The sequence below is a fragment of the Marinactinospora rubrisoli genome (assembly GCF_042664915.1).
In the GTDB taxonomy this organism is placed as follows: Bacteria; Actinomycetota; Actinomycetes; order Streptosporangiales; family Streptosporangiaceae; genus Marinitenerispora; species Marinitenerispora rubrisoli.
On record NZ_JBHTBH010000002.1, the window covers coordinates 262,246 to 278,477 of the forward strand.

Annotated in this window: 13 protein-coding genes; 2 read left to right on the forward strand and 11 right to left on the reverse strand. The window is 73.0% G+C overall.

Annotation, left to right across the window (positions count from 1 at the left end; genetic code table 11):
- Nucleotides 1-47 precede the first annotated feature (47 nt).
- The 5 genes from ACFQRF_RS05345 to ACFQRF_RS05365 all read right to left on the reverse strand — a co-directional run bounded on the left by ACFQRF_RS05345 (nt 48) and on the right by ACFQRF_RS05365 (nt 5,992).
- On the reverse strand, nt 48-1,208 hold the full coding sequence (locus ACFQRF_RS05345; RefSeq protein ID WP_379869761.1) for an acyl-CoA dehydrogenase family protein: 1,161 nt from the start codon (nt 1,206-1,208) through the stop codon (nt 48-50).
- A gap of 423 nt (nt 1,209-1,631) precedes the next feature.
- The gene (locus ACFQRF_RS05350; protein WP_379869340.1) at nt 1,632-2,774 is read right to left on the reverse strand and encodes a glycosyltransferase family 4 protein; all 1,143 of its coding nucleotides are present in this window, start codon (nt 2,772-2,774) and stop codon (nt 1,632-1,634) included.
- A gap of 49 nt (nt 2,775-2,823) precedes the next feature.
- A complete protein-coding gene (locus tag ACFQRF_RS05355; RefSeq protein ID WP_379869342.1) occupies nt 2,824-3,669 on the reverse strand; it encodes a carbohydrate ABC transporter permease in 846 nt (281 codons plus the stop codon).
- A complete protein-coding gene (locus ACFQRF_RS05360; RefSeq protein ID WP_379869343.1) occupies nt 3,666-4,637 on the reverse strand; it encodes a carbohydrate ABC transporter permease in 972 nt (323 codons plus the stop codon). The genes ACFQRF_RS05355 and ACFQRF_RS05360 overlap by 4 nt, the downstream gene beginning before the upstream one ends.
- A gap of 23 nt (nt 4,638-4,660) precedes the next feature.
- On the reverse strand, nt 4,661-5,992 hold the full coding sequence (locus ACFQRF_RS05365; protein ID WP_379869345.1) for an ABC transporter substrate-binding protein: 1,332 nt from the start codon (nt 5,990-5,992) through the stop codon (nt 4,661-4,663).
- Between the two features lie 163 nt (nt 5,993-6,155).
- On the opposite strand from ACFQRF_RS05365, the gene ACFQRF_RS05370 reads away from it, so the two are divergent.
- Entirely contained in the window at nt 6,156-7,211 is a 1,056-nt protein-coding gene (locus tag ACFQRF_RS05370; protein ID WP_379869347.1) for a LacI family DNA-binding transcriptional regulator, read from the forward strand.
- Nucleotides 7,208-8,863, forward strand: a complete 1,656-nt coding sequence (locus ACFQRF_RS05375) for a glycoside hydrolase family 13 protein (RefSeq protein ID WP_379869348.1) — start codon at nt 7,208-7,210, stop codon at nt 8,861-8,863. The genes ACFQRF_RS05370 and ACFQRF_RS05375 overlap by 4 nt, the downstream gene beginning before the upstream one ends.
- A gap of 259 nt (nt 8,864-9,122) precedes the next feature.
- Here ACFQRF_RS05375 and ACFQRF_RS05380 read toward each other — a convergent pair whose 3' ends face one another.
- From ACFQRF_RS05380 to ACFQRF_RS05405, 6 genes are all read right to left on the reverse strand, one after another.
- Entirely contained in the window at nt 9,123-11,960 is a 2,838-nt protein-coding gene (locus ACFQRF_RS05380) for a DEAD/DEAH box helicase (RefSeq protein WP_379869350.1), read from the reverse strand.
- A gap of 121 nt (nt 11,961-12,081) precedes the next feature.
- A complete protein-coding gene (locus ACFQRF_RS05385; protein ID WP_379869351.1) occupies nt 12,082-12,456 on the reverse strand; it encodes a DUF397 domain-containing protein in 375 nt (124 codons plus the stop codon).
- A gap of 70 nt (nt 12,457-12,526) precedes the next feature.
- Nucleotides 12,527-13,384 carry a twin-arginine translocase subunit TatC gene (gene tatC, locus ACFQRF_RS05390; RefSeq protein WP_379869352.1) on the reverse strand — a complete coding sequence of 286 codons (858 nt, stop codon included), beginning with the start codon at nt 13,382-13,384 and terminating at the stop codon, nt 12,527-12,529.
- A gap of 103 nt (nt 13,385-13,487) precedes the next feature.
- Nucleotides 13,488-13,847, reverse strand: a complete 360-nt coding sequence (tatA, locus tag ACFQRF_RS05395) for a Sec-independent protein translocase subunit TatA (protein ID WP_379869354.1) — start codon at nt 13,845-13,847, stop codon at nt 13,488-13,490.
- Nucleotides 13,848-13,911: 64 nt separating this feature from the next.
- Nucleotides 13,912-14,091: a hypothetical protein gene (locus ACFQRF_RS05400; protein WP_379869763.1), complete on the reverse strand. Its 180-nt coding sequence runs from the start codon at nt 14,089-14,091 to the stop codon at nt 13,912-13,914.
- A 109-nt stretch (nt 14,092-14,200) separates the two neighbouring features.
- A complete protein-coding gene (locus ACFQRF_RS05405) occupies nt 14,201-16,204 on the reverse strand; it encodes a helix-turn-helix transcriptional regulator (RefSeq protein WP_379869355.1) in 2,004 nt (667 codons plus the stop codon).
- Between the last annotated feature and the right edge of the window lie 28 nt (nt 16,205-16,232).

Sequence of the window (16,232 nt, forward strand, 5' to 3'; positions counted from 1 at the left end):
CCACCGGTCCGCCCGGCGGTGCCCGGCCAGGGGCCGGGCGGCCCGGCTCAGCTCCCCCGGACGAGCGCGCGCCCGACCACCATGCGCTGGATCTGGTTGGTGCCCTCGACGATCTGCAGCACCTTGGCCTCGCGCATCAGGCGCTCGGCCGGCAGGTCCGCGGTGTAGCCGCCGCCTCCGAGCACCTGCACGGCGTCGGTGGTGACCCGCATCGCGGTGTCGCTGGCGAACAGCTTGGCCATGGCCGCCTGCGTGCCGAACGGCCGGCCCGCGTCACGCAGGCGGGCCGCCGCCAAGTACAGTTCGCGGGCCGCGGCGACCTGGGTGGCCATGTCGGCGAGCAGGAACGACACTCCCTGGAACTCCCCGATGGGCCGGCCGAACTGCCGGCGCTGGCGGGCGTGGTCCACGGCGAGGTCCAGCGCCGCCTGGGCCACGCCGACCGCGCCCGCGGCGATGCCGAGCCGCCCGGAGTCCAGCGCCGCCAGCGCGATGGAGAACCCCCGCCCCTCCGGGCCGATGCGGGCCGCTGCGGGCAGCGCGACGTCGTCGAAGCGCACGACCGCGGTGGGCGAGGCGTTCAGCCCCATCTTGTGCTCGGGCGGGTCGAAGGCCAGCCCCTCGGCGTTCGCGGGCACGTGGAAGCAACTGATGCCGTCCGGGCCCGGTCCGCCGGTGCGGGCGAACAGCGTGTAGAAGTCCGCGGCGCCACCGTGCGTGATCCACGACTTGGCGCCGTGGACCCGGTACCCGCCCCCGGCCTCGGGAGCCACCGCCTCGGCGCGGGTGCGCAGCGCGGCGGCGTCGGAGCCGGAGTGCGCCTCAGAGAGACAGTAGGCGCCCAGCGTCTCGCCGCCGAGCAGCCCGGGCAGCAGATCCGCGCGCTGCCGCTCGCCGCCGAACTCGGCCACCGGGAAGCAGGCCAGCGTGTGCACGCTCAGCCCGAGCCCGACCGTCAGCCACTCCGTGGCGAGCTCCTCGACCACCTGGAGGTAGACCTCGTACGGCTGCCCGCCGCCGCCGTACCGCTCAGGGTAGGGCAGCCCCAGCAGCCCGGCCCGGCCGAGGGTGCGGAACACCTCGCGCGGGAACGTGGCGGTCCGCTCGCTCTCGGCGGCCCGTGGCCGCAGCTCCTTCTCGGCCAGCTCCCGGGTCAGGGCCAGCAGCTCCCGCGCCTCCGGAGTCGGCAGCCGACGCTCCACGGTCATGCAGACCTCCAGCAGAGTTCCCGCACACCAGCGATTTAGTAGGTCGTCCATGTAAATGGTGACGTTCGGCACTCTACCCACGCCAGGTCCCCGGCGCCAGCGGCGCACACGGCCGGTAGGGGCCACCGCGGCCGTCCCCGGCGGCGCACCCGCACGCCGTCGTGGCGCACGTCAGAAGGCGGCGGGGACGCCGGCGCGGGATCGGGCACCGCCATGGCCGAGGTGCCCATGGCCTCCAGGACCTCGCGCGGCCCTCTCCCCGAGGGGAGTCCCACGGCGGGCGCACCGAGGCGGGAGTGTTCGCCCGCGCCGGGCAGCGCCTACCGGCCCCGGCCACCTCGGTCCCGCACGACCGGGAGACCGGCGCGCCCATCGAACGATCCCTGACCGCTTGCGGCCGCTGAAGGCATCGGGCTCATTCGGCTAGACCGGCTCCAGCAGCTCCGCGACCCGCCGGGCCGCCGCGTCCCACGTCCAGGCGTCCAGCACCCACGCCCGCCCGGCGCGGCCCATCGCCCGGGACCGGCCCGGCTCCGTCAGCAGGCCGGCCAGCCGCTCGGCCACCGACCGGGGATCGCGGCCGTCCACCACGTAGCCCGTCTCGCCGTGCCGCACCGCCTCCGGCGCGCCGCCGGAGTCACCGACCACGACCGGGAGCCCGGACGCCGCGGCCTCCAGGAAGACGATGCCCAGCCCCTCGGCCTCCAGCCCGCCCCGCCGGTTCCGGCACGGCATCGCGAACACGTCGGCGGCGGCGTACCAGGCGGGCAATCGCTCGGCGCTCTGCACCCCCGCGAACACCACCCGGTCCGTCACCCCCGCCCACGCGGCCAGCGCGCGCAGCCGCCGCTCGTCCGGCCCCTGGCCGACCACCACCAGCCGGGCCTCCGGCACCCGCACCCGCAGCCACGTCATCGCGCGGACGAGCGCGTCGACCCCCTTGCGCGGCACCAGCCGGCAGACGCACAGCACCATCGGCGCCGAGCCCAGCCCCAGTTCCTCGCGGACCGCGTCGCCGCCCGAGTCGGGCCGGAATTGCTCCGTGTCCACCCCCGGCGCCAGCCGGGCCATCCGCTCCCGCGCCTCGGGCGGCAGCGCCCGCCGCAGCACGTCCCCGGTCGCGTTCCCCAGATGGGTCAGGACGTCGACGTCCCGCGAGATGCGCCGCAGCAGCTGCCGCGCTCCGGGAACCCTCGCCCACCACAGCTCGTGGCCGTGCGTGATGGCCAGCGTCCGGCGCGCCCCGGCCCGGCGCAGGCCGCCCGCCAGCAGCCCCAGCGGGGCCGCGGCGCCGAACACCACGCGGTCGCACTCGTACTCGCGGAGGAGTTCGGCCGCCCGCCGCGCCACGCGCCGCGTCGGCAGCAGCGTGCCGGCGGCGTCGCGGACCACGGGGAACGGCAGCCGCGCGTCGGCCTCATGGTCGCCCATGGCGCGCGACGTGTACACCACCACCGATCCGCCCGTCACGCCGGGCAGCCGCACGGCGAGCTCGTAGCAGAACGTCTCGATCCCGCCCGTGCGGGGCGGGAAATCGTTCGTGATCAGCAGGATGCGCTGCGCCATGCCCCGGACGTGTCCTTCCTGGCCTCCCGGACACCCCGCCCGGTCGGGTCTACCCCTTCACCGCGCCGGCGGTGAGCCCCGAGACCACGAACCTGCGGAACACCAGCACCAGGATCGCGATGGGCGCGGTCACCGACACCGCCGCCGCGAAGATCGTGCCATAGGGCACCTCATAGACGGTACCGAACAGCGCCATCCCCACCGGGATGGTCCGGTAGGCGTCCTGGGAATTGATCGTCAGCGCCATCAGGAACTCCGTCCAGGTGGCCGTGAAGGTGAACACCCCGACCGTGAACAGCCCCGGGCGCACCTGCGGCAGGATGATCCACAGCACGGTGCGGGTGGGCGTGGCCCCGTCGACCCGCGCCGCGTCCTCCAGCCCGCGCGGCACCCCCAGCATGTAGTTGCGCATGATCCAGATCGCGAACGGCAGGTTGAACGCCACATAGGGGATGATCAGCCCGAGGTGGGAGTTGAGCAGCCCCAGCTGCCGCTCCGCCAGGTACAGCGGGGTGAGCACCGCGATCGCGGGATACACCGAGATCATCAGCAGCGCCACCATGATCGGCCCCCGGCCGCGCATCGGCAGCCGCGCCAGCGCGTACCCCGAGAACGTCGACAGCCCCACCACCACGAGCGTCGCCGACAGGCTGATGACCAGGCTGTTGCCGATGTAGGTGCCGAACCCGGCCCCGACGAACGCGTCCTCGAAGTTGTCCAGGGTCGGCTGCTCCGGCCACGCCGTCGGCGGCACCTGGCCGATCTCCGCGCCCGGCTTCAGGGCGTTGGCCACCAGCCAGTACAGCGGCGCCGCGGTACCGGCCGCCAGGACGACCGCCCCGACGTTGACCAGGTTGAACACGCGGCGCCAGCCGCGCGGGCGGCGGCGCCTCATGACAGCTCCTCCTTGCCGATCTGGGACCGGAACGCCTTCAGGCAGAGCAGGCACGCACCGCCCACCAGCAGCCCGGTGCTGGTCGCGATCGCCGCCCCCGGGCCGATGTTGAGATCCTGGAACAGCACCTTGTACCCCATCACCGCCAGCGACTGCGTGGCCACCCCCGGCCCGCCGCCGGTCAGCACGAACGGCAGGTCGAACACCCCGAACGCCTGTAGCACCCGGAACAGCAACGCCACCGCGATCGTGGCGCGCAGCTGCGGCAGGGTGACCCGCCAGAACATCGTCCAGGCGCTCGCGCCGTCCACCTCGGCGGCCTCGAAGACGTCCCGGGGGAGCATCACCAGGCCGGCCAGCACGATGATCGCGACGAACGGGGTGGTCTTCCAGATGTCGGCCACCATCATCGCGGTGATGGCCGGCAGCGGCCGGCCGAGGATCAGCGGCGCCGACTCCAGCCCCAGCACGCTCTCCAGCGTCCAGGTGATGACCCCGTACGACGAGTTGTACATGTAGGCCCACAACTGCGCCGAGACCACCGTGATCATCGACCAGGGGATGAGCAGCAGCGCCATCAGCCACCCGCGCGCGCCCGCCAGCCGCTCCAGGATGAGGGCGGCCAGGGTGCCCAGCACCAGCTCCACGGCGACGGTCACCACCGTGTAGCCGACGGTGAACGCGATCGCGTAGTACCAGTCGCCGGAGTTCAGCAGCGCGAGATAGTTGCGCACCGTCAGCGCCTCGACCGCGAACCCGTCGTAGGTGATCCGCACCCGGGCGAAGCTCAGCACCACCGAGAACAGGATCGGGAAGATCGTCACCGCGGCGATGACCACCAGCGACGGCGCCGTGTAGATCCACCCCACGCGCGCCATCCGCCGCTCGTCGGCGTCCCGGTGCCCGCGGGCGGCGCCGCGGCGGCGCGCCCGGGCGCCGTCGTTCTCCGGCGGGCGTGGCGCGGGCACGGCCGCTCCTTCCCTCAGCGTCGTCACAGCGCCGCTCCATCCCGTGCCTGAGCCATTTGGTCCGCCATGGCGTCGACGGCGCCGCGGACGTCGCCGCCGCCGGCGACCACGATCGGGTTGACGTTGGTATAGACGGCTTTGCTGATCTGGGGATAGTAGGGCGACTTCGTGGGACGCAGCACGAGTTCGGCGTCCGAGGCGAGGCCGAACGTCGGGTTGTCCTGGCCGACGACGTCGGGGGCGGTGAGCACGGCCCGGCGGGTCGGCGTGTACGGGGACGTGGTGGCCATGAGGGTCTGCGCCTCGTCCCCGGCCATCCATTTGGCGAACGCCAGCGCCGCGCCCAGCTGCTCGGTGTGCGGGTTGACGAAGTTGTGCCAGCCGCCCATCGTGCACCGGCCGGGCCGGCCGACACCGTCGAACGTGGGACGCAGCGCCACGCCCACCCGGCCGCGCACGGACGACCTCGAACCGTTGGCCGCGCCCCAGGCGTAGGACCAGTTGCGGAGGAAGGCCGCCTGACCGCTGGAGAACGCGGTCATGGCCTGCTCCTCGGCGAACGTGCCGACCGCCGCCGGTGAGACGCCGTCGGCCACCAGCCCGGCCATGAACTCCAGGGCGTGCCGGGCGGCGTCGGAGCGCACCAGGACCTCGCGCGACTCCGCGTCCATCAGCGCGCCGCCGGCGTCGGCCACCAGTTCGTTGACATTGCAGGTCAGCGCCTCCGACGACGCCGCCTGCCACACGAACCCGTACCGCACGTCACCGGCCTCCCGGAGCCGCAGGGCGGTCCGCGACAGCTCCTCCCAGGTGCGCGGGACAGGCAGGCCGTGCTTCTCCAGCAGGTCGGCCCGGTAGTACAGGAAGGCGTAGTCGACGTACAGCGGGTAGGCCCACGCCTGGCGCCCGTAGCGCACCGCCTCGGCGACCGGCTCGGGAAAGCCGTCCCAGAACCGGCGGTCCGCGGACACCTCCCCCAGCGGCGCGGCCAGCGAGTTGTGCGCGAACTGCGCCGGCCACACGCAGTCGCCGAGGTACACGTCCGGCTGGGGAGAGCCGCTGGCGATCTGCGTGGTCAGGGTCGTGCGCCGCACGTCGGTCGTCGGCGGGACCTCGGTCAACCGGACGGTAATGCTGGGGTAGCGCCGCTGGAACGCCTCGACGAGGGTGTCGCGCAGGTCCCGCCCCTGGTTGTCGGCGAGCCGCTGCGCCATCCACCCGATGGTGACCGGTTCCTCGGGAACGGCGGTACTGCGGCCCGCGAGCGGGTTCCCGCCACCGGTCGCGCACCCGGCCAGCGAAGTCGCTGCCATCGCCGCCGCGGCGCGCAGCAGCGTCCTCCGCGAGAGTCGCATGCGTCACTCCTAGGGACCGTCCCAGATGGATGCAAACGTTGCCATTTCAAGTGTGTTCCAGTCAACACTCAGTGAAACCAATGGCCGATAGATTGCGCCAATGTGTACGCGCTTGACCTGACAGCGTTGCCAATGCGGCAAGCCGCCGGTTAGCATCCCGGCCATGGCGGCCCCGGAACACCCGCGCATGAGCGACGTCGCGCACCGCGCCGGAGTCTCGCTCTCCACGGTGTCGCGCGCGCTGCGCGGCGCCCCCGGCGTCTCACCCGCCGTGCGCGCGCGGGTCGAGCGCGCCGCGGCCGAGCTCTCCTACGTCGTGTCGCGCGACGCCTCCAGTCTCGTCACCGGCGCCACCGGCCGCGTGGCGGTGATCGTGCCGTTCCTGCGGCCGTGGTTCTTCGGCGCGGCCCTCGCCGGCATCAGCCCCGAGCTCCGCGCCGCCGGGCTGGACATGCTCGTCTACGAGGTGGGCGACGCCGAGGCGCTCGACGGATACGTGCAGGCGCTGCCACTGCGGCGCAACGTGGACGCCGTCATCGCCGTCTCCCTGGACCTCGACGACCGCGAGACCAAGCAACTGGACGACATCGGCGTTCCGGTCGTCTACTGCAGCCAGCGGGCCGAGGGACGCCCGAGCGTGTTCATCGACAACGTGGCCGCCGCGGCGGCGGGCACCCGGCACCTGCTCAACCTCGGGCACCGGCGCGTGGCCTACGTGCAGTCGCGGGACGAGACCGGATTCTCCTGGGGCTCGCTGCACCGCAGGGACGGCTATCTCCAGGCCATGGCCGAGGCCGGCGCCGAGCCGCTCGTCGTCACCGACCGGGCCGGCCAGCGGGGCGGCGCCGCCGCGATGGCCCGGCTGCTCGGTGCGCCGTCCCCGCCCACCGCGGTGTTCGCCGAGTCCGACGACGTCGCCTTCGGCGCGCTCGCGGTACTGCGCCGCTCACGGGTGCCCGTGCCCGAGGCGGTGTCCCTGCTGGGCTTCGACGACAACGACGTCGCCGCGGTACTGGACCTGACCACCGTGGCGCAGCCGGTCCACGAGCTGGGCGCCGAGGCGGCCCGCCTGACGGCCCGCCTGCTGCGCGGCACCGCCGACCGCGCCGAGCACCTGCGGCTCCCCACCGAGCTCGTCGTCCGCCGGTCCACCTCCGTCCCCCGCACGTCCCCCGGCATGCACCTCCACAGTCACACCGACCTCAGAGGGAGACAATGAGCGACACCTGGTGGCGCGACGCGGTCATTTACCAGATCTACCCCCGCAGTTTCGCCGACACCGACGGCGACGGTGTCGGCAACATCGCCGGGATCACCCGGCGGCTGGACCACCTCGCGGCACTGGGAGTGGACGCCGTCTGGCTGTCGCCGTTCTACCCCTCCCCCTGGGCCGACGGCGGGTACGACGTCGCCGACTTCCGCGACGTGGATCCGCTGCTCGGCACGCTGGACGACTTCGACGAACTGGTCGCGGCCGCCCACGACCGCGGCATCCGGGTGATCGTCGACATCGTGCCCAACCACACCTCCGACCGGCACACCTGGTTCCAGCAGGCGCTGGCCGCCGGCCCCGGGTCGCCGGAGCGCGAGCGCTACATCTTCCGCGATGGGAAGGGCCCCGACGGGGAGCTGCCGCCGAGCAACTGGGAGTCGCGGTTCGGCGGTCCCGCCTGGACCCGCGTGCCGGACGGCCAGTGGTACCTGCACCTGTTCGCCCGGGAACAGCCCGACCTCAACTGGGCCAACCCCGAGGTCCGCGCCGAGTTCCTCGACATCCTCCGCTACTGGAGCCGGCGCGGGGTGGACGGGTTCCGGGTGGACGTCGCCTACGCCCTGATGAAGGACCTCACCGAGCCGCTGCGCGACGTCGTGCTGGTGCCCGACGCCGAGAGCAACGGCCTGTCCGACATCACCGCCAACCCCGACCACCCGCACTGGGACCGGCCGGAGACGCACGAGATCTACCGGGAGTGGCGCCAGGTCTTCGAGGAGTTCGACCCGCCGCGGATCGCGGTGGCCGAGGCGTGGCTGCCCAGCGACCGGCTGGTGCGCTATCTGCGGTCCGACGAGCTGCAGCAGGCGTTCAACTTCGAGTTCCTGCGCTGCCCGTGGGACGCGGTCGACTACCGGAAGGTGATCGACACCTCCATCGCCGACGCCACGTCGGTGGACACGGTCGCCACGTGGGTGCTGTCCAACCACGACGTGGTCCGCCCCGCCTCGCACTTCGGCCTGCCCCCCGGCACCGACCTCACCGCGTGGCTGCTCAGCGACGGCACCGACCCCGTCCCCGACCTGGCCCTGGGCCGGCGCCGGGCCCGCGCGGCGGCGCTGCTGGAACTGGCGCTGCCGGGGTCGACCTACATCTACCAGGGTGAGGAGCTGGGGCTCCCGGAGGTGGCCGACCTGCCGGCCGAGGTGCTTCAGGACCCGAAGTGGGAGCGCACCGGCCACACCGCCAAGGGGCGCGACGGCTGCCGGGTCCCGATGCCGTGGGAGCGTTCCGGGCCGTCCCTGGGCTTCGGCACCGCCCCGGGCTGGCTGCCGCAGCCGCCCGGCTGGAGCGACTTGTCGGTGGCGGCGCAGACCGGCGACCCGGACTCCACGCTGGAGCTGTTCCGCACCGCGATCCGGGAACGCCGGGCGTTCTCCCGCGACGAGTCGTTCGCCTGGGACGCGACCCACGACGACGGCGACGTGCTGGCCTTCTGGCGCGGCGAGAACGTGCTGGTGCTGGTCAACACCGGCCCCACGGCGGTCCCGCTCCCGGAGGGCGAGGTGATCGTCGCGAGCGGCGAGGTGAGTGGCGGGACGCTCCCCGGCGACACGGCGGTGTGGCTGCGGACGAGCCGGCGGGCCGAGGAGGCGTGACCGGAGATCGGATGTCCGATTTGACCAAGACGTCGATCTTGACGGCGTAGATTCCCTTTGTCGCTCAGTCCCGATCGGCTGAAACGGGGCGGGACGCGGATGGCCCGCGTCCCGCCCCGCTCGCCTGTCTGACCTCGTCCCGCCTGCCGGATCGCGTGTCGTCGGCTCGCGCACGGTGCTGCCGGGCCCCGCCTGAGCCACGGGAACACAGGGGCGGGACCGCCGGACGCCGCCCGACGGTCCCGCTCCTGGACGTCCGTCACCCCACCGACGAGTAGGCCACCACCCCGCGCCGGACCGCCTCCATCGCGGTGCGGGCGTTGCCGCGGACGGCGCTGCCCTCCGGGGCGGCGTCGGCGACCTGCCCCAGCATGTCGATGAGCATCTTGGTGGCGCGCACGAAGTCGCCGGCCGGCATGCCGGCCTCCTCCAGGATGCGGTCCAGCCGATCGCCGCTGGCCCAGCGGAAGGTGGGCCACACGAAGCCGAGGTCGGGCTCGCGCAGGAACGCCACCCGGTGGTCGCGCTCGACCTCGTTGAGATCGCCCCACAGCCGCACCATCTCCGCCAGCGCGTCCTGCGCGGCGCCGGCCGGCACCCGGGGGTAGCCGTCGTCGGAGCGCCGCGCCTCGTACACCAGCGCCGACAGGCACGCCGCCAGCTCGGCCGGGGTGAGGCGCTCCCAGAGGCCACGGCGCAGGCACTCCGCCGCCAGCAGGTCCAGCTCGGAGTAGATCTTGGCGAGGCGCCGCCCCTCGGCGGTGACGGCGTCGCCGTCGAGGTAGCCGAGCCGCTGCAGCACCCCGCAGACCCGGTCGAACGTGCGCGCGATGACGTGCGACCGGCCCTCGACCCTGGACCGCAGCGTGTCGGTCTCCTTGGCGAGCCGGAAGTACCGCTCCGCCCAGCGGGCGTGCTCTTCCCGGTCGGCGCAGCCGTGGCACGGGTGGGCGCGCATCTCCCGGCGGAGCCGGGAGATCTCGGGATCGTCTCCCCCGCCGCCGCGCGACTGCCGCGGCGGGGGCGTATCCATCCCTTCCAGCTTGGCGCGCAGTGACGACGCCAGGTCCCGGCGCGACTGCGCGGAACGCGCGGAGAAGTTCTTCGGGATGCGCAACCGGCCGGCCGGCTCGGCGGGCACGGGGAAGTCCGCGGCGTTGACCCGCTTGACCTGCCGGTTGAGGGTGAGGACCAGCGGTGCGGGGTCGTCGGCTCCCCGGTTGCCCGGATCGAGCACCACCGCGTACCCGGAGTGCCGGCCGGCCGGGACCCGGATGATGTCGCCGACGCGCAGCTGCTCCAGGCTGCGCAGCGCCTCCTGGCGCCGACGCGCCCCACGGTTGCGGGACGCCTGGGCCTCCCGGTCGCTCAGCTCGCGGCGCAGCCGCGCGTACTCCATGAAGTCGCCCAGGTGGCACTCCGCGGCCTCGGCGTACCCCTCAAGCGCCTCCTCGTGCTTGCGGAGCTGGCGGACCAGGCCCACCACCGCGCGGTCGGCCTGGAACTGCGCGAAGGAGGACTCCAGCATGCTGCGGCTGCGCTGCCGGCCGACCTGCCCGACCAGGTTGACCGCCATGTTGTACGACGGCTGGAAGCTGGAGTTCAGCGGGTAGGTGCGGGTGCTGGCCAGCCCGGCCACGGACGTGGGGTCGGTGCCGGGCTGCCAGACGACGACGGCGTGCCCCTCGACGTCGATGCCGCGGCGGCCGGCCCGCCCGGTGAGCTGGGTGTACTCGCCGGCCGTGAGAGCCGCGTGCGTCTCGCCGTTCCACTTGTCGAGTTTCTCGATGACCACGGTGCGGGCCGGCATGTTGATGCCGAGCGCGAGCGTCTCGGTGGCGAAGACCGCCCGGATGAGCCCCCGGGAGAACAGCGACTCGACGACCTCCTTGAAGGTCGGCAGCAGCCCGGCGTGGTGCGCCGCGAAGCCGCGCTGCAGCGCGGCGATCCACTCGTGGTAGCCGAGGACCGCGAGGTCGGCCGCCGGGATGTCGGCGCACTGCCGCTCGGCGTACTCCCGGATCTCCTCGGCCTCCTCCTCGGTGGTGAGCGACAGGCCGGCCAGGACGCACTGGCGCACGGCGTCGTCGCACCCGGCCCGGCTGAAGATGAACGTGATGGCCGGGAGCAGCCCCTCGCGGTTGAGCTCCTGGACGATCTGCACCCGGTTCGGCGGCAGGAACTTCGACCGGGGCCGCGGCGCCCCCGATCGCGCCCGCGCCTGCGGGGGCCGCCGCCGGAACGCGAGCTGGGTGATGCGGTCGTCCTCCTCGGCGAGCCGGATCAGCCGAGGGTTGACCTGCATGCGCTCACCGCCGACGAGCACCTCGGCGGGCGCGGGGCCCGCGTCGCCCCGGCGGCGCCGATTGCGTCGGCCGCGCCCGGAGGGAGCCTCGTTCTCGGTCTCGGGCTCGGCGAGGTCCACGAACAGGTCGTGGATCCGGTTGCCCACCATCATGTGCTGCCACAGCGGCACCGGGCGGGTCTCGTCCACGATGACCGTGGTATCGCCCCGCACCTGGAGCAGCCACTGGCCGAACTCCTCGGCGTTGCTCACCGTGGCCGACAGCGCCACCATCCGGACCGACTCCGGCAGGTGGATGATGACCTCCTCCCACACGGCGCCGCGGAACCGGTCGGCGAGGTAGTGGACCTCGTCCATGACGACGTAGGCGAGCCCACTGAGCGTCTGCGACCCGGCATAGAGCATGTTGCGCAGCACCTCGGTGGTCATGACCACGATCGGCGCCTCGCCGTTGACGCTGTTGTCGCCCGTGAGCAGCCCGACCCGCTCACCGCCGTAGCGGCGCACGAGGTCGGTGTACTTCTGGTTGGACAGCGCCTTGATGGGGGTGGTGTAGAAGCACTTGCTCCCATCGCGCAGGGCGCGGTGGACGGCGTACTCCCCGACCACGGTCTTGCCGGAGCCGGTGGGGGCCGCGACCAGCACGCCGTGTCCCATCTCCAGAGCCTTGCAGGCCCGGATCTGGAAGTCGTCGAACTCGAACCCGTACAGGTCCTGGAAGTCGGCGATGTCGGCGCTGGACTCGCTCTGGCGCCGACGGAACTCGGCGTAACGCGCGGCGTGCGTACTCATATCGCACAAGCCTAGGGCGTCCGGGCTGGTCGCGCGCGCCCGGAACGCCCATCTGTGGACAGTCGCCGCGTTCGCGGCGGAACACCCCCGCCCGGCGGGCCGGCCCGCCGGGCGGGGCCGGCTAGTCCTCGTCCTTGGAGGGCGTGGCGTTGTTCGGGGACGGCACCGCGTACACCGGCACCTCACCGCGCTGGATCGCCGCCTCCTCCGGGGTGAGGTACTCCTCGGGGATGTCGAACTCGCCGTCCTTGGCGCCGAGGACGAACGCCTCCCACTCGGCGGGCGTGAAGAACAGGATGCCCTTGTCAGGGTTCTTGCCGTCGCGCACGGCGCGGAAGCCGTCATCGAACTTGGCGACCTCGACGATGGCCTCGGAGTCCTCACTGGACAGCGAGGAACGCTTCCAGACGGCGTTGGTGGTGTCGTGCCACTTCTCGTTGCCCTGCGCCTCGGGCGGCAGTTCCCGCGCGGGCGGCTGGCTGGACTGCTCGCTCATCGGTGTACCTCTCCCTACTCCGTGGGGGATGCGGCGGAGCGCCTCCCGGCTCCGGTCTCCGGCCCCGACCTTAGCGGTTCGGCGCGATGGGAGTTTCGTCTTCGACGTCGTCGATCGAGGAGATCTCGTCGTCGCCGAGTTCGGCGTAGGGGTCGTTCCGCGGCAGGCGGCGGTCGTGCAGGAAGCAGATCAGCTCGGCGATCTCGAACAGGATCACCACCGGAACGCCCAGCGCCATCATGGTGAAGGGGTCGCCGCCCGGGGTGGCGATGGCGGCGAACACGAACGCGGCGAAGATGATCATGCGCCGCCACTTGGTGATGGCGGCGTGCGGCAGCACCCCGAGGAAGTTCAGCAGCACCACGATCAGCGGCAGGATGAACGCGGCGCCGAACACCAGCAGCATCATGATGATGTAGCTGAGGTAATTGTCCATCGTGATCAGCGGGACCGAGCCGTCCGGTCCGAAGCTGAACATGATCTGCATGCCCTTCTCGGTGATGAAGTAGGCCAGCGCCGCCCCGGAGAGGAACAGCGGCACGGCCGCACCGACGAAGACGTAGGTGTAGGTCTTCTCCTTCCCCCGCAGCGCGGGGGCGACGAAGGCCCACAGCTGGTACAGCCAGAAGGGGCACGAGACCACGATCCCGATGATGATCGCGACCTTGAACTGCAGGAAGAAGGCGTCGAAGATGCCGGTGTAGATGAGGTTGCAGCCGTCGGAGTCGAGCTGGCTGGACTGCGGGAGCTCACAGTAGGGCCGCTGGAGGAAGTCCCACACCAGGTCGAACTGCCAGAACCCGATCACGACGCCGCCGGCCAGGAACAGCAGCGCCTTGACGACCCGGTTGCGCAGCTCACGCAGGTGGTCCATCAGCGGCATGCGTCCTTCGGGGTTGGGCTCCCGCCGCTGTCGCCTCAGCCGCATGACCGCCTTCTCACTTCTCTCTCCGCCGGGCCGGAATCAGGACGGACGCGGCGCCGGGAGGGCGCCGCGTTCCGGCCGTGCCTGTGGTCGCTGGTGTGCCGTGTCAGTTGCCGTAGGGGCGCTGGACCGGCTCGCCGGCCGACCCGTCGACGATGCGCTGACCCGCGGGAAGCTGCGGGTACCCCGGCTGCTGCGGCTGGGAGGGGTAGGACTGGTACGGCTGCCCCTGTTGCGGCTGCTCGTACTGCTGCTGGGGAGCGGCGGGCTCGGGCTGACCGGAGGCCTGCGCGGGCTGCGTCTTGGAGTCGCCGTTCTCCTCCTCGGCGAGCCCCTTGGCCTCGGCCTTGAGGATGCGGGCGCTGCGCCCCATCGAGCGCGCGAGCTCCGGGAGCTTCTTCGCGCCGAACAGCAAGAGAGCGATCACCAGCAGAATGAGGATCTCGCGCGCTCCGATACCACCCATGTGTCTCAACCTCTCTCAGGGGCGCTTCCTGCGCCATCGATGGTACGCCCTGTGTGCCCGGATTTCACCGGACGTCCGGGCGGGCGTCCTCGGTGAGCTCGCGTAACGCCCGGCAGCGCGGTTCCAGCTCGGCCCGGGTCGTGGCCACCTGCGCCCTGAGGCGCCGCGCCTCGGCCAGCAGCCGGCCCGCCAGGACACCGACGAGCACAAGGCCGACCGCGACGACGCTGAGAAGACCGACCATGGCGAACACGCCTTCGAGCCTACCCCGCCGCCTCCCGGCCTTCGGCGGCCCCCAGGTGAATTCGCCGGGACGCTCCGGCGCCGCGTTCGGGCAGGTCGGACCGGCCTCGTCACGATCCGGCGTAGCCGGCCACCGCCCGGGCGGCGTCGGCGCGCACCCGTTCGGCCAGGTCGAGCGGCGCCGTCACCCGGGCGTGCGGGCCGAGCCGGAGCGCGAGGCGCCGCGCCCACGCCGGGGCGGGTGTGCGCAGCGTCACCCGCAGGCTGCCGTCGGGCAGCTCGCGCAGCCCCGAGCACACGTACTCCTCGGTCACCCACCGCGCCCGGGGGGCGAGTTCGAGCGTGACGAACGCGTCGTCGGCCGAGAACTGCAGCACCCCGGCGCGCAGGTCGCGCAGGCCGGCGTGCGCGGGGACCTCGGCGGCGATCGGGAGCACGGTCAGGTCCAGCACCCGGTCCAGGCGGAACATGCGCACGCCCTCGCGCAGCCGGCACCAGCCCTCCAGGAACGGGTGGCCGTCCTGCACGACCAGCCGCATCGGGTCGACGTCGCGCTCGGTCACCTCGTCGTCGTACCCGGCGAGGTAGCGCAGGTGCACCCGCTGCCCGCCGCGCAGCGCGTCCTCGACCCGGCGCTGCAGCCGGCGGACCTCATCGCTCAGCTCGATGCGCACGTCCACCGCGGCGGTGAGCCGGTCCGCGCCGACACCGGCGGCGGCGCGCAGCTTCGCCCCCACGCTCTTCAGGGCGGCGCTGTGGTCGGCGCCGGCGATCTCGGCCAGCAGGTCCACACCGACGATGAGGCTGGCCGCCTCGTCCGCGGTGAGCCGCAGCGGCGCGGCCAGCGTCTCGGCGTTGCCGATGATGATCTCGCCGGTGGACTCGGCGGCGTCGAGGTCCACCTCGATGAGGTCGCCGGGGGTGTAGCCCGGCAGTCCGCACATCCAGAGCAGGCTCAGGTCCTTGAGCACCTGCCGCTCGGGCAGCTCGAAGTGCTCGGCGACCTCGGAGACGCGCACGTCGTGGCTGAGCGCGTACGGCACCAGCATGAGGAGCCGGCGCAGTTGTTCGGCGGAGGCGGCGGCCCGCCGGACGGTGGGTGCCGGAGCCTGTTCGGTCGCGGGCTCGTCGGTCCCCTCGGCCTCGGGCGCCCGCTCGGCGACCGCCCGCAGGTGGTCGCGCACGGCCGCGCGCGCTTCGGGCGGCGACTCCACCACCACGCGGTCGCCGAACTGCGCGACCTCCCCCACCAGTTCGGCGAGGTCCGCATAGGGGTACTCGACGCGGTCCCAGCCGGGCGTGGTCTGCGAGTGCTCCCCGGGGACGATCCGGCGGGCGCCGCGCCGCAGCGCGTGCGCGGAGTCCGGGCGCACCCGGATCACCGCGGTCTGCTCCGGTTCGGCGCGCTGCCCGCGGACCAGGGAGCGCACGTCGGCGTCCTCGGGGACCCGCACCGCCGGCCCGCTGGTCACCACGCGGACGTCGCCGACGATCCGGCCGAGCCGGAACACCCGGCGCTCGCCGCGGCCGCGGTCGAATCCGGCCACGTACCATCTGCCCCGCAGATTCACCACGCCCCAGGGCTCCAGTTCGCGGCGGCTCACCGTCTGGTCGGGCTTGCGGTAGTCGAAGACCACGGGGCGGTGGTCGCGGACCGCCTGCCAGATCGGCAGGAAGGCGGGCTCGTCCGTGCCCAGGACCGGCGTGATGTCGGAGGCGGCAGCGCCGTCGACCGGCACACCGGCGGCGCGCAGCTTCAGCAGCGCGTTGGCGGCGGCCTCCCCCAGCGCCGCGTGCCGCCACGCCCGCGCGGCGAGGCCGAGCACGGCCGCCTCGTCGGCGCGCAGCTCGATCGGGGGAAGCTCGTAGTCGGCGCGGGAGATGCGGTACCCCTCCTCGTCGCTCCAGACGTCGCCGCCGCCCGTCTCCACCGGAATGCCGCTGTCGCGCAGCTCCTTCTTGTCCCGCTCGAACATGCGCTTGAACGCGGCGTCGCTCTCGGCCTCGGCGTAGCCGGGCACGATGGCGCGGATCTCCTGCGCGGTGAGGAAGCGCCGTGTGGCCAGCAGGCAGATCACCAGGTTGAGCTGCCGTTCGGTCTTCCGCTGCGACATCGTCTCGCCCCTCCGCAGTCTCTGCGCC

Bases quoted from the DNA above. Each gene is read 5' to 3' on its own strand.
- ACFQRF_RS05345 (WP_379869761.1), bottom strand. From the start codon at position 1,208: ATGACCGTGGAGCGTCGGCTGCCGACTCCGGAGGCGCGGGAGCTGCTG.
- tatA (WP_379869354.1), bottom strand. From the start codon at position 13,847: ATGGGTGGTATCGGAGCGCGCGAGATCCTCATTCTGCTGGTGATCGCT.
- ACFQRF_RS05405 (WP_379869355.1), bottom strand. From the start codon at position 16,204: ATGTCGCAGCGGAAGACCGAACGGCAGCTCAACCTGGTGATCTGCCTG.
- ACFQRF_RS05400 (WP_379869763.1), bottom strand. From the start codon at position 14,091: ATGGTCGGTCTTCTCAGCGTCGTCGCGGTCGGCCTTGTGCTCGTCGGT.
- ACFQRF_RS05375 (WP_379869348.1), top strand. From the start codon at position 7,208: ATGAGCGACACCTGGTGGCGCGACGCGGTCATTTACCAGATCTACCCC.
- ACFQRF_RS05380 (WP_379869350.1), bottom strand. From the start codon at position 11,960: ATGAGTACGCACGCCGCGCGTTACGCCGAGTTCCGTCGGCGCCAGAGC.
- tatC (WP_379869352.1), bottom strand. From the start codon at position 13,384: ATGCGGCTGAGGCGACAGCGGCGGGAGCCCAACCCCGAAGGACGCATG.
- ACFQRF_RS05385 (WP_379869351.1), bottom strand. From the start codon at position 12,456: ATGAGCGAGCAGTCCAGCCAGCCGCCCGCGCGGGAACTGCCGCCCGAG.
- ACFQRF_RS05355 (WP_379869342.1), bottom strand. From the start codon at position 3,669: ATGAGGCGCCGCCGCCCGCGCGGCTGGCGCCGCGTGTTCAACCTGGTC.
- ACFQRF_RS05370 (WP_379869347.1), top strand. From the start codon at position 6,156: ATGGCGGCCCCGGAACACCCGCGCATGAGCGACGTCGCGCACCGCGCC.
- ACFQRF_RS05350 (WP_379869340.1), bottom strand. From the start codon at position 2,774: ATGGCGCAGCGCATCCTGCTGATCACGAACGATTTCCCGCCCCGCACG.
- ACFQRF_RS05365 (WP_379869345.1), bottom strand. From the start codon at position 5,992: ATGCGACTCTCGCGGAGGACGCTGCTGCGCGCCGCGGCGGCGATGGCA.